General features: G+C 54.5%; 13 protein-coding genes. 9 read left to right on the forward strand and 4 right to left on the reverse strand.

All coding sequences use genetic code 11. The features are described from left to right. Positions 1–62 precede the first annotated feature (62 nt). Positions 63–722, forward strand: coding sequence for an outer membrane protein (locus tag FIV00_RS29060; protein ID WP_152503966.1), 660 nt, complete (start codon positions 63–65; stop codon positions 720–722). Between the two features lie 22 nt (positions 723–744). Here the strand turns inward: FIV00_RS29060 and FIV00_RS29065 are convergent, their stop codons facing one another. The 3 genes from FIV00_RS29065 to creD form a co-directional block, all read right to left on the reverse strand. Continuing rightward, the gene (locus FIV00_RS29065) at positions 745–1,266 is read right to left on the reverse strand and encodes a hypothetical protein (protein WP_152503967.1); all 522 of its coding nucleotides are present in this window, start codon (positions 1,264–1,266) and stop codon (positions 745–747) included. A gap of 142 nt (positions 1,267–1,408) precedes the next feature. After that, the gene (gene msrA, locus FIV00_RS29070; protein ID WP_371419599.1) at positions 1,409–2,017 is read right to left on the reverse strand and encodes a peptide-methionine (S)-S-oxide reductase MsrA; all 609 of its coding nucleotides are present in this window, start codon (positions 2,015–2,017) and stop codon (positions 1,409–1,411) included. A 292-nt stretch (positions 2,018–2,309) separates the two neighbouring features. Then, complete coding sequence (gene creD / locus FIV00_RS29075; protein WP_247649311.1) at positions 2,310–3,596, reverse strand: cell envelope integrity protein CreD; 1,287 nt, start codon at positions 3,594–3,596, stop codon at positions 2,310–2,312. A gap of 408 nt (positions 3,597–4,004) precedes the next feature. Here creD and FIV00_RS29080 point away from each other — a divergent pair, with 408 nt between their 5' ends. The 8 genes from FIV00_RS29080 (at position 4,005) to FIV00_RS29115 (ending at position 11,674) form a co-directional block, all read left to right on the forward strand. Then, on the forward strand, positions 4,005–4,697 hold the full coding sequence (locus tag FIV00_RS29080; RefSeq protein WP_152503970.1) for a sulfate transporter family protein: 693 nt from the start codon (positions 4,005–4,007) through the stop codon (positions 4,695–4,697). A gap of 214 nt (positions 4,698–4,911) precedes the next feature. Further along, positions 4,912–5,832: a glutaminase gene (locus FIV00_RS29085; RefSeq protein WP_152503971.1), complete on the forward strand. Its 921-nt coding sequence runs from the start codon at positions 4,912–4,914 to the stop codon at positions 5,830–5,832. A 363-nt stretch (positions 5,833–6,195) separates the two neighbouring features. Beyond that, positions 6,196–6,594, forward strand: coding sequence for a succinate dehydrogenase, cytochrome b556 subunit (gene sdhC / locus FIV00_RS29090; RefSeq protein ID WP_152503972.1), 399 nt, complete (start codon positions 6,196–6,198; stop codon positions 6,592–6,594). 11 nt (positions 6,595–6,605) lie between these two features. Continuing rightward, positions 6,606–6,989 (forward strand): succinate dehydrogenase, hydrophobic membrane anchor protein, encoded by a 384-nt coding sequence (gene sdhD, locus FIV00_RS29095; protein WP_152503973.1) that lies wholly within the window; start codon positions 6,606–6,608, stop codon positions 6,987–6,989. A gap of 5 nt (positions 6,990–6,994) precedes the next feature. Next, a complete protein-coding gene (gene sdhA / locus FIV00_RS29100) occupies positions 6,995–8,821 on the forward strand; it encodes a succinate dehydrogenase flavoprotein subunit (protein ID WP_152503974.1) in 1,827 nt (608 codons plus the stop codon). Positions 8,822–8,833: 12 nt separating this feature from the next. Next, positions 8,834–9,685 carry an FkbM family methyltransferase gene (locus tag FIV00_RS29105; RefSeq protein ID WP_209006748.1) on the forward strand — a complete coding sequence of 284 codons (852 nt, stop codon included), beginning with the start codon at positions 8,834–8,836 and terminating at the stop codon, positions 9,683–9,685. Between the two features lie 50 nt (positions 9,686–9,735). Next, a complete protein-coding gene (locus tag FIV00_RS29110; protein ID WP_152503975.1) occupies positions 9,736–10,518 on the forward strand; it encodes a succinate dehydrogenase iron-sulfur subunit in 783 nt (260 codons plus the stop codon). A gap of 166 nt (positions 10,519–10,684) precedes the next feature. Continuing rightward, positions 10,685–11,674, forward strand: a complete 990-nt coding sequence (locus FIV00_RS29115) for a hypothetical protein (RefSeq protein ID WP_152503976.1) — start codon at positions 10,685–10,687, stop codon at positions 11,672–11,674. A gap of 16 nt (positions 11,675–11,690) precedes the next feature. Here FIV00_RS29115 and FIV00_RS29120 read toward each other — a convergent pair whose 3' ends face one another. After that, the gene (locus FIV00_RS29120) at positions 11,691–12,851 is read right to left on the reverse strand and encodes a hypothetical protein (protein ID WP_152503977.1); all 1,161 of its coding nucleotides are present in this window, start codon (positions 12,849–12,851) and stop codon (positions 11,691–11,693) included. Positions 12,852–12,924: the final 73 nt, after the last annotated feature.

The following is a 12,924-nucleotide window of genomic DNA, read 5'->3' on the forward strand; positions in this document are numbered from 1 at the left end:
AACGCATTCTTGATAGTTTTCACCCGATAAGACCCTCAAAGGTTGTATTCAGGGGTCTATCCATGCGTTTCACATCTCTTGCTGTCATTGCCATGTCATTCGGGGTTTCGGTTTCTCAAGCAGCAGACATGCCGACAGAGGTTCTTCCTGTTGCACAATTCGGATCGCCGGAAAATCTACGCCTGAAACCCGCAGGCTGGACCGGTTTCAATGCCGTTCTGTTTGCCGGCGGTGGTTTTCTTCAGGGAAGCGATAGTCTCGGATTGGACGCCTTCTTCAGGTCAGCGCTTTTCGGAGGATCGCTTGGATACGATCACCAGTTCAACAACATCGTGTTTGGTGCAGGCGTCGAGGGTGCGTTCACGAATTTTCGCGGCAACTCGAGCTCGGGCAATTTCAGGCAGAAATCCAATTGGCTCTCAAGTGCGACCGTTAGAATTGGCTACGATGCCGGCCGATTCATGCCGTACCTTTCCGGCGGCATCGGCTTCGGCAACTACGAAATTGAGCGCAAGAGCGATGGTGCCAGCGACGAGAACACTCAGGTCGGGTATGTTCTCGGTGGGGGACTTGAGGCGCGCATCACCGAAGCTCTCTTTGCGAGAGCCGATTACAAACACTACGAATTCAGCGACCAGCGTTACACTGTCCCGGGGACACAGAGTTTCACGGCCGAAGGTAGCGCCGACATTTTCCAGCTCGGGGTTGGTTACCGCTTCTGATCAACCGACAACCGCTGCCTGATCACGCTTCCGGACGCAAACAAAGCTGATAGACACCTGTCAGGTTGCCCAGTGTTTCGTCGTTCGGATGCGTCAGAAATTCGTCGATGATCTCCCGCAAGGCAAGGTGCATCTGTCGATGCTGTCGCAGGCGCCTGTAAGAGGAGCCAAGCTTGTAGATCTGGTCGATTTCTTCACGCGTGAACAGATCGAGACCGGCGATGCCAAGAACCACACCGAGATCTGCGTGAGTGCGACGGCAGAGATTATGTGCGACCAGAAATCCGAAAAGACCGGTCACAAACCTGTTTTCGAAAGAAAGTTGGTTGAAGTCGCGCCCGACAACAGCCAGCACGACCTTCATGATGACCACGGTCGCCTCGGCCGTAAACTCGGTCGGAGTGTTGGTGTCTCTGATTTCCAGATCGGTTTCTTCCAACAAGCCGGCAAGGCCGGCACGCAGGCGATCTTCCGTTTCTACGGCCCTCAGTTCGGAAATGAATTCCGGCTCCGCTGCAGTTCGACTTCCAAACAAACTTAGCATACCAGCGCCCTCCCAAGGGTGAGCCCACTCAATAAATTGTAGCGCAAAGTTACCCTACGGCAAACAAGACAAAGCCTAAGGTTGAATTTTCATTCAATCAGTGATGCGCAACACATTTCGGGCGCTGGGGATACCCGTTCGTTTAAGACCCTGCTTTCGGTATACCTTTGAAGGCTTCATCCCCCCACACGGCCTTTACTCGCGCATCGCGGCCACAAGCCTTGCGATAGCCTTTGTAGGCCTGCGCGCGCGTGACATAGCCAAACCTCGTCAGGGTGCGAACGTCACTCTTGTAATAGGCCTGATGGTAATCTTCTGCCGGCCAGAAGACGGCGGCGCCTTCGATCGGCGTCACGACCTTGCCGCCAAGGATCTTGTTGGCTTTATCGAGTTCCTGTTTAGCTTGTTTCGCCTGAGCATCGTCCAGCGGGTGTATGGCCGTTGAATACCCAAAGCCCCGATCGCAGAACTGACCACCAGCATCTGTCACATCGACTGTGCGCAAAAAGATCGCGACAAGGTCCGCGTAGCTGATTTTGCTTTCGTCAAAATCGACTTTCACGACCTCGCGATGACCACCACGTTCATAATTCTTGTAAGTCGGGTTCTGTGTCTTGCCACCGGCATAACCGGACACCACGTCTCGTACACCAGGCAACTTTTCAAGATCAGATTCAACGCACCAAAAACACCCTCCTGCGAAAACGGCTGTTCCAGCCTGTGCAGGCGCGTAGTGTGCGGTGCCGAGCATCAAGGTGGCGAGAATAAGGGGCAGCTTGCGCTTCATCAGTAATCCTCCATCGGTTACCACAAAGAGGTAACGTAACGCAGGAGAGAGGCAACTCAACTCACATGACCCGCCCAGCACAAGACCGTGAGTGTCACGTGACGAAGTCGGATGGGTATCAATGATTTTCAGGTCGCCGTGTTGCCAGCGCGATTGCCAAAAAGGACTGCACTACAGAACAGGCGAGCCATATGGCCCGCCCGGGGTGCCTTTGAAATACCCTTTTCTACCGAGGGCAACGGCGTTTCAATCAGGTCTATGTTTGCTGTCCCGACCAATCGATACGTTGCGTCACGAACATCGTCACTGCCAGTGCAACGAACGCGATGACGGATCCAATCAGCAAAGCGTAGTCCTGCTCGCGCATGAGTGCGTACAAGACAGCGAAAATGCTCGCCAAAACCAGGAACATTACCATGCCGGCAACCTTGCTGCGCAGTGATGTGCCAACATAGGCAGCATTCAAGAAAGTCGCCGCCAGTGCCGCAATCAGATAGGCCAGCGCGTAGCCGACATGTTCCGCGAAGGCGAGCAGCATCACATAGAAGATGATCAAAGCCAGTCCGACCAGGCCATACTGGATCCAATGGAAGTGCCATCCGGACCGCATCTCGAGCACAAATACCGCCAGAAAAGTCAAGCTGATGAAACCGATGGCATATTTGAGCGATCTGGAAATCGTCTGATAGAAATCAACAGGTTCAACGAATTTCACACCCAGCATCTTGTCCTGAAGGGGCACCGAATTGGTAGTCAGAACTTTCGGAATGCCGCGAGCCAGATAGGGGATGGTCCAATTTGCACTAAATCCGTTTTCAGAGATCTCACGTGTTTCGGGCAGGAATGCCCCCGTGAACCCAGGATGTGGCCAGTCAGACTTGAGAGCTACCTTGGTGGTTTGCCCGGCAGGCGCAACATAAATTGCCCTGGAGCCATTCAATTGCAACGGAATGTCGAAGGTAAACCCGTCTCGCCAAGTAGCGTGCGGAATGGCAACATTGATGCCTGACGGGTTTTGAGCACGGCCCGCCCGGTATTGCGGGTTCATCGCGAGCGAGCCCAGGCCCGGCTCGAATGGCAATGACTGCGCTCCATTCAGCTTCAGGCTGACTTCGCTTTTCAGCGCCCGGACATCACCGATACCGATGGTTAGAAGGGCCTGGTTGTAGGCAACGGTTATTGTCCCCCCATGCATGGCGCGGAACATATTGGTGGGACGCGCTGCAAAGCGACCACGCAACTGCAAGCTCCCATGATAAACCGGCAGCGAATAGATCGACTTTTTGCGGTCTTCGACTCCAATCTCACCGCCAATCTCCAATACTTCTGGAAACAGGACAGCCGCGCGCTGCACAACCTTGGTTACGCTCTTGTCGTCAATCTCTTGCTGGTAAGTCTCGGTGTAGGGAACAACCAGATATGGGCCGTTCACTTCCTGCGTACCACCCCAGGATTTTGCGATATCACGCGCGACCTCTTGCGCCCGATCGGCGCGCTCTTCAACAAGTACCCAGACAAAGACACTGGGTACCAAAAGCACCATCGTTACGAAGCCAATCAAAACAAATTTGACGGCAGGTGAGTTTAGAAATGATTTGGATTTGCCAAGACCGCCATTTGAATGCGGCCTGGGACTATTCGCAGGTTCTGAATTGGTTGTGTTTGAACTATTCATACTATCGGAAACCCTCTGCAAGGCGGCGTCCGACCAGATCGGATGCCTTTTCAACGCAAACAGGTTTCCATCCAATCCGGGGAAAGGTTGGACGCATTCGATGAGGTTTTTCACATTGATTTTGCAGAAAGCGTGCAGCGTTCCACAAAGTCCGATCGGCTCCTGTGATACTCAAAACCACACGCAACAGGTTCGGTAGGGCCCTTCAGATGCACTTGCGCCGGATCTTCGCCGCACTTATGTCGAAGCAGTCGTTCACAAGATTTTGCAGGTCCCATGTTCCAAGCCGCTTCCAGAGCAATGTCTCAGGTTTTTGAACCTCCGTTTCGCTCAATTTTCTGGAAAATGCTCGGGTTTACACTTGGGGTCCTGCTGGTTGTCTGGATCACACTCCAGGGTCTGGTCGTCAACTTTGTGGAGTTGCCCTACGGATGGATGGACACAGCGCTTTCGATCCTGACCGGCATTGGTGCGATCTTCGCGCTTGGCTTTCTGATTGCGCCGATCTCGGCACTCTTTGCGGGCCTCTTTCAAGATGACATAGCCGACATTGTCGAGGCGCACGATTACCCTGGTGACCGTCCGGGCCGTGCACTGCCATTTGCACAATCAATCGGCCAGACCATCAAATTCACCGGCGTGGTCATTCTGGGGAACATATTTGCACTGCTTCTGCTGCTGGTTCCCGGCATCAATCTGATCGCGTTTTTCCTGGTGAACGGCTATCTGCTGGGACGGGAATTCTTCGAATTTGCAGCAATGCGCTTCATGCCTCCAGCCGAAGCAAAAGCATTCAGGAAAGCGCGGAGCGGAACCGTGTTCCTTGGTGGTCTGGTCATTGCCGGATTGTTGGCGGTGCCGATCCTAAACCTGGTGACGCCGATTTTTGCCACGATTTTCATGCTGCATCTCTTCAAGATGCTCGCAGCAAAGCAACCAGGTTACTCCAGTATCGATCAAACGAACTAACTGCTCTTTCCGAATGGTTATGCTGCCTCAGTACTGATGTGCCTGAGATTTCTGGCGTGCTTTTTTGTCAGGCTTTTTGCTCACGGAATTTCTGTTCATCCGGCCGCGAACCTCTCCTTGTCTGAGTTTCCGGCAATTTTGACGGTTCCTCTCCGCAAACGCTTGCATCCGGCTCGCCAATCTGAAGAACTGCCTCTTCAAGCGGAAGGCAGATATGCAAAATCTTTTGACAGACATCGCAACAGCAGCAGCTTCCAACCCCGACAAGGGCAGCGTGGCAACCTATATTCCCGAACTTGCGGACATCGATCCCAAGCAATTTGGAATTAGCGTCGCGCTGGCAAACGGGGACGTGTTCTGTGCAGGCGATGCTGACACGCCCTTTTCGATTCAGTCCGTGTCCAAGGTTTTTGCACTGGCCCTTGCGCTTGGGCACGTCGGCGATCAGTTGTGGAACCGGGTTGGCCGCGAACCCTCCGGCCTGTCGTTCGATTCAATCTTGCTGCTCGAGCGGGAGGACGGAATTCCGCGCAATCCGTTTATCAATGCCGGAGCCCTGGTGACGACAGACACCTACCTGTCCGGATCGTCACCACGCGAAGCACTGGCCGCACTCTTGAGATTTATGCGCGCAGCTGCCGACGACGACAGCATCCACATCAATGAGGATGTCGCCAAATCGGAAATTGCGACAGGGCATCGAAACTTTTCGCTGGCCCACTATCTTGCGTCCCATGGCAACATGCGCAATCCCGTCGACAAGGTTCTCGGCACCTATTGCCATCAATGCGCGGTGGAAATGAGCTGCCGCCAACTGGCGCTCGCTGGACGTTTCCTGGTCGATTCTCCCGCCATGCCGACTCTTGTCTCTTTCGAACGTCGCCGGCGAATCAATGCACTCATGATGACTTGCGGCCACTATGACGGCTCCGGCGACTTTGCCTTTCGAGTTGGAATGCCCGGCAAGAGCGGTGTCGGAGGCGGCATTCTGGTCATTTCTCCAGGGCGTGCAGCAATTGCCGTTTGGTCACCCGGGCTGAACCGCTATGGCAATTCCAAACTGGGTACGGAAGCCATGGAATCCTTTGCGCACAGCACGGGTTGGTCCGTTTTCGGAGTGCCCCATCCGGGCTGAGTATTCCACCTGATTGCGGTGACGCATTTAAACGACACAAACCGACATCGCACAAAAGATCCGGTTCCCGCCTGATCTCTTTCGTCGGTCACTTTTTGTCACCGTGTGAATTAAAACGATTCAGAAGTAGTCTCGGCTCGTTTTGGCCTTTAGGATATTTTGACGTTTGAAGGCGTTGGCGCTAGAACCCCTCTAGACAACGCTTTGATTTGCTTACGTTTGCGTAAACGTAAACTTGAGTGAAATGAGCTAAGGATGTCACATTTGCCTGCGTCGCTCAGTTGCCAATGCGATGCGTATCCAAAAGGCCGATGATGCATTCTTAGCTCATGTCGCTCTTGCGTCGTACGGGAGAGGAATTCCATGTCGAACGCCGATCTGCGGGGCAACCGCCCGCTATCGCCCCATCTTCAGATTTATAAGCCTATTCTGACGATGGTCATGTCCATACTGCATCGTATCACCGGTGCAGCACTCTATTTCGGCACCATCCTTCTGGCATGGTGGCTCATTGCTGCAGCAGCCGGGCCGACCTATTTCGATTTCGTCAACGAGATTTACGGCTCAATCCTTGGCCGCCTGATCCTGTTCGGTTTCACCTGGGCGCTGGTTCATCACATGCTCGGTGGCCTTCGGCACTTTGTGTGGGATATGGGCGCTGGCTTTGGCAAGGACGCCCGTGAATGGCTCGCCAAGGCGACCATAGTTGGCTCTGTCTCGCTCACGCTGATCCTTTGGATCATCGGCTACATCGTTCGATAAAGGAGAGCGTCATGACAGATATGCGCACACCCTTGAACAAGGTTCGCGGACTCGGATCGGCAAAGGAAGGCACAGACCATTTCTGGAAGCAGCGCCTGACAGCTGTCGCCAACGTGTTTCTGATTTCATTCTTTGTGATCCTGGTGATTTCGATGCAGGGTGCAAGCCACGGCGATGTGATCGAAACGCTCAAGAACCCGCTTGTATCCATTATCCTCCTCCTGGTGATCCTATCCGGCGTCTATCACATGAAACTCGGTATGCAGGTCATCATCGAGGACTATGTGCATGGCGAAGGCGTCAAGTTCCTGGCGCTTATGGCAAACATCTTCTTTTGCGCCTTTATCGGCTTCGGCTGCATTTTTGCAGTTCTTAAAATTGGCTTTGGAGGCTGACCCGAATGGCCAACACGTATGAATTTATCGACCACAAATATGATGTGGTCGTTGTTGGTGCCGGTGGCGCAGGCCTGCGCGCAACTCTCGGCATGGCTGAACAGGGACTTCGCACCGCCTGTATCACCAAGGTTTTCCCAACACGCTCGCATACCGTTGCCGCACAGGGCGGCATCGCCGCGTCATTGACAAACATGACGCCGGACTGCTGGGAATGGCATATGTATGACACGGTCAAGGGTTCGGACTGGCTCGGGGACACCGATGCCATGGAGTACCTTGCCCGTGAAGCGCCCAAGGCGGTCTATGAACTTGAGCACTACGGCGTGCCATTCTCGCGAACCGAAGATGGGCGTATCTACCAGCGCCCGTTTGGCGGGCACATGCAGAATTACGGTGAAGGCCCTCCCGTGCAGCGCACCTGTGCGGCTGCCGACCGGACCGGTCATGCCATCCTGCACACGCTTTACGGCCAGTCTCTGCGCAACAACGCCGAGTTCTACATCGAGTATTTCGCGCTTGATCTGATCATGTCCGAGGACGGAGTTTGCCAGGGTGTGATTGCATGGAACCTCGACGACGGCACCATGCACCGCTTCTCAGCCAAGATGGTCGTGCTGGCGACCGGCGGCTACGGACGCGCTTATTTCTCAGCAACGTCTGCCCATACATGCACCGGCGACGGCGGCGGCATGGTGGCACGCGCGGGACTGCCGCTTCAGGATATGGAATTTGTGCAGTTCCACCCAACAGGGATCTACGGGTCCGGTTGCCTGATCACGGAAGGTGCCCGCGGTGAAGGCGGTTATCTCGTAAACTCCGAAGGTGAACGCTTCATGGAGCGTTATGCGCCTTCGGCCAAGGACTTGGCGTCGCGCGACGTTGTTTCACGCTGCATGACGATGGAGATCCGCGAAGGCCGCGGTGTCGGCAAGGACAACGATCACATCTTCCTGCATCTGGATCACCTGGATCCGGCGTTGCTGGCTGAACGTTTGCCGGGCATTTCGGAATCCGCGCGCATCTTTGCCGGTGTCGATGTCACAAAGGACCCGATCCCAGTCTTGCCGACTGTTCACTACAACATGGGTGGCATCCCGACCAATTATTGGGGTGAAGTTCTGAACGCGGATGGCGACAATCCGAACCGTATTCAGCAAGGTCTCATGGCTGTGGGAGAAGCAGGCTGCGCATCGGTTCACGGCGCCAACCGGCTTGGGTCCAACTCGCTTATCGACCTTGTGGTGTTCGGCCGTGCGGCTGCGATCAAGGCAGGTGAAGTCGTTGATCCGAAAGAAGCCGTTCCGACCCCGAGCGAAGCATCCTGCGACAAGATCATGGATCGTTTCGACACGCTACGGAACGCCAACGGGTCTATTGCTACGGCCGATCTTCGCGACAAGATGCAACGTGCCATGCAGGAAGACGCTGCCGTCTTCCGGACGCAGGAAAGTCTTGAAGCCGGGTGCACTCGCCTGAGCGAGATCTGGGGCGAAATGAAAGACCTGAAAGTCACCGACCGGTCTTTGATCTGGAACTCCGATCTGGTGGAGACGCTGGAACTGGAAAATCTGATGGCCAACGCCATCACCACGGTCTATGGCGCGGAAGCCCGCAAGGAAAGCCGTGGTGCGCATGCGCGCGAGGACTTCAAGGACGGTCCTTTCTCCGGACGGAACGACGAAGAATGGCGCAAGCACACCCTGGCATGGGTCAATGACGCGGGCGAGGTCAAACTGGACTATCGCCCTGTCGTTCTGGACCCGCTGACCACGCATGACGAAGGCGGGATCGACCCGAAGAAGATCGCGCCAAAGGCGCGCGTCTACTAAGGAAGCAGCACGTTGAGCGAGGCGGCAACTCTCCTGGACACAAGCAGTCCGTTCGGCACCTACAGGGCCGAGCGGCTGGTTCGTGCCGCCTGGCGTCTGGCCGACCGGCACGACCTGTCCCGGGGATTGCGCAAGCGTATTCGCGCCTTGGTCGCAAGGGTTTTCAAAGGACCTTATGACCTGGAGGCTGACGGCCTGAAATTCCGGATCTATCCGGGTGAGAACTACGACGACCGTAAGATATTGGCCAAGGGGCGGTTGCCCGAACGCGAAGAACACAAGCTGATCGAACCGTTGCTTGGACCCGGCAAAACATTCGTCGACGTTGGAGCAAATATCGGTTCCTACGCGATTTTTGCCGCTCGTCATGGATCCAAGGTTGTCGCGATAGAAGCCAACCCTCAAACGGCTTCCAAGCTCAGCTTCAATGTCTTCGCCAATGCTCTGGACGGTATCACGGTAATCAATTCAGCTGTCGGTCCGCGCGAAGACACGTTGCCGCTTTGGCATGAACCCAGCAATTGCGGGTTCGCCACCTTTGTGAAGGATTTGACCACCGGCGAATGGGCTGGTGACTGGTCAAAGACCTTCGTCAAGGTCAGGCCGTTGACCGCTATCGCGGACGACCAGAGACTTGAGAGAATCGACCTCCTGAAAGTGGATGTTGAAGGGTTCGAAGACCGGGTGGTGCTCCCCTTCCTGAGGCACGCGGACAAGCCACTCTGGCCCCGCGTGATCCTGCTTGAAACGAATTGCCGGCCTTATTGGACCGAGGACTGTCTGAGCGAATTGGCAGACCGAGGGTACGAGATCACCGGCCAGACGAATGACAACATGGTCCTTGAGCTTAAAGAAGAAGCTTGAAGACACTCAGGCCCAGGACGCGAACCGGGCCCAACGCGGAGCAGTAACAAATGGTTCAGCTGACGCTTCCTCGGAACTCTCAGGTGACGGAAGGCAAGGTGTGGGACAAGCCGGAGGGGGCGACCAACCTGCGTGAATACCGCATCTATCGTTGGAATCCGGATGATGGACGCAACCCGCGTGTCGACACGTATTTTGTCGACGCGGACAATTGCGGGCCGATGGTTCTGGACGGACTTATCTATATCAAGAACAAGATCGACCCGACGCTGACATTCCGACGCTCCTGCCGTGAAGGCATCTGTGGTTCCTGCGCGATGAATATCGATGGCACCAACACCTTGGCCTGCACCAAGGGTACAGATGAAATTGCCGGAGATGTGGTCAAGATCTACCCGCTTCCACATATGGCAGTGGTCAAGGACCTGGTGCCGGACCTGACACGTTTCTATGCCCAGCACCGATCCATTGAACCCTGGCTACAGACCGTTTCGCCAGCACCTGAAAAGGAATGGCGCCAATCCCATGAGGACCGCGTCAAGCTGGACGGCCTTTATGAGTGCATTCTGTGTGCTTGTTGCTCAACGTCGTGCCCGAGCTATTGGTGGAACGGTGACCGGTATCTCGGCCCGGCCATTCTGCTTCAGGCCTATCGCTGGCTGATTGACAGCCGCGATGAAGCAACAGGCGAGCGGCTCGACAATCTGGAAGACCCGTTCCGACTGTACCGTTGCCACACGATCATGAACTGCTCCCAGGCCTGCCCGAAAGGCTTGAACCCGGCAAAGGCAATCGCCGAAATCAAGAAAATGATGGTGGAACGGCGGGTCTGACCTTAGCTGATTACCTGAACTTTAAAGGCCGTCCAATGGACGGCCTTTTTATTTGCGGACCACCGATGTTGTGTTGCGTCCTGCTCCGGTGAGCGAAGACCGCTTTAGGGCGTCGATAGTTCCCCATCGGAGCAAAAATCCAAGCCTTTATTCGATGAAGCTGTGATTGCAGTCACAGCAAAACAAATCGTGTGCCGTGATAGTTAGTCACTGCTTAGAAAACGTTAAAATACTTATAATTCAAATAGTTACGCCAGCCTCGTCAAAGCAGACACTTGATGTGGGCCAAATTGTTCCAGCAAACCACTCAAGGCTGAAACCCATGCAGGAATTTTGGAAACATCCCGCGCTGTCCTATCTGCAAACCTCGTTCTTTCAACACCACTCGAATATGTACCCCGCAGATTATGGCAGTCATTACAAATCTTTGCCTGTCCCCGTCGGCAGCTCGGTTATTCGGGTGGCGGTGAATGGATACCGATCCAACTACACGAGTGCACGCAAAGCCGAATGCAACGCGCTTCTCAGGGTTGTCCGAAAATTCTGCGACCAGCCAGGAAGCGCCTATCAACAAGCAGGAGAATGGACCCGCACCTGTCAGGCCCGCGTCGTCTCCTGTTTTGCTGGCCAAGGCTTGCCGGAGGAAATTTCCCTGCTGTGTTGCCTCGCTGTCGAAAGCAAATACAAAACTATTGGCGAGTTGCCGCAATGGGCCTGGGCAAATTTCGGCATGGACTGCGTCGGCTTCGTCAGTAGCTATCTGATCGCTCTGGGCCAATTTCAAAAGATGGTGACATATATTCCGAAGTACAAATTCATTGCCGATGTTGCCAGATCCGTCGATGATATCAAGTATGACAACGCCATCCTTTGGGCCGATGTTGAAGGCGGTAATGCGAAGGTTCGTCGAAATCCCGGGAACAAGTCACACATCGCTATCGTGGAGTGCTGGGAACAATACGGCAGCACCCTCTACGTGGCGCAATCGGCCAGTTCAAAGAAGGGTGTCGACTTTGACCGGGTTTATGAAATTGTGCAGGAGCCCAAGTCCAGCCAACGGGACCGCGCCTATTGGAAAATCCGCCCGAAGGGATCCTATACGACCAGCAAAGTGGTGATTACAAAATCCATTCCGATTTTTGCCGGCTCAAACTGATTGAATACGCCGAGAACTACTCTCGCCAGTCCCATTTGCCTTTGAGATCGGATTTGTCGATCGCCAGTCCGGCGATTTCACCGTGCGTGTCGGTTGAGACCTTGACGTATTCCCTGGACTGCCAGACCGGATAGCCCCCCTTGATGATATCAACACCGATCTTGATCGTCTTGTAATCGAGATCCCGCTTGGCGACCGAGCCACCAATGGCATAGCCTTGCTCGTAGACACCGGCTGTTTGAGAGTTTGTCAGAACCAATCCGAACCCGATGGTCCGGCCTTGGCGGCTGGGGATCATGGCAGCTGTCGTTCTTGAAGACGCCTTCATTCGTCCCAGTTGTACCGTCGCTGGCAAAAGCTCTCCCGTTCGGTCCTTCTTGGTGATGTTCCGCGGATCTTTCGGATTAGACCCGCTGAATTTGACTTCTTCCTGCTTGAAACGGATCCGAGGATCATATCCCCATTCATCAATGCGTATGGCCACGTTGAAGTCAGTGCCGTCCGGTTCTGGAATGCCTTCGATCTGCAAGATGAGTTCATTGCCCGAGGATGGCGTCAAGCGCCATTTGGGCTTTGCGTAATACCAAGCGTTTTGTGTGCCAAACGGGATCAGCTTTGTCTTTTCGTACCAGAACCCGACACCTGCCCCAAGACTCGGAAGGCACGGAAAAATGTAGTACTTCTGAGGATCGCGATTTTTCAGATAATCCTTGTCGAGTATGTTTTCCGACTCGCCAACAAGGATGTTGAACGCGGTCTTGAATTCGTTCGAACCCGCGATCTGCTCGATGTTTTCCTGGTTCTTTAAGTAAGCGCTGATGATGGGCCTGAGCTTAGGCATCAAGGTGGTGAGGCCTGCAGCCATTTCGACTTTCTTTTTTGAAATCCACTCCGTACCCAGCGACGCTTGCCAGTCATAACCACCATCGCTGAGACTCAGCGACTTGAAGTGTTCGAAATCTCGAACACCGCGCATAAAAACAAGCGAGGGTGCGTCGAGATGCGCTTGAGCCATTGCACCCACTCTTGCGCCGACGATCAGTGCATCCAGCCGGTCCCGTTTTCCTGAAAGGCTCCAGAGGGCGCATGCCGTCCCCGAACCGCCGAGGATAAATGAAGCGTTTGCACCACCGACCGTAAATCCGGCCCAAACATCCGCGAATGTGTTTTTGCTCACCAAGAAACCTCAAAAAATGATCACCAGATCTGCCAGAAAACTCTGGCATGCTCCTCACAAGAAAAAGTAGAGA

The organism is Labrenzia sp. THAF82 (assembly GCF_009363435.1).
In the GTDB taxonomy this organism is placed as follows: Bacteria; Pseudomonadota; Alphaproteobacteria; order Rhizobiales; family Stappiaceae; genus Roseibium; species Roseibium porphyridii.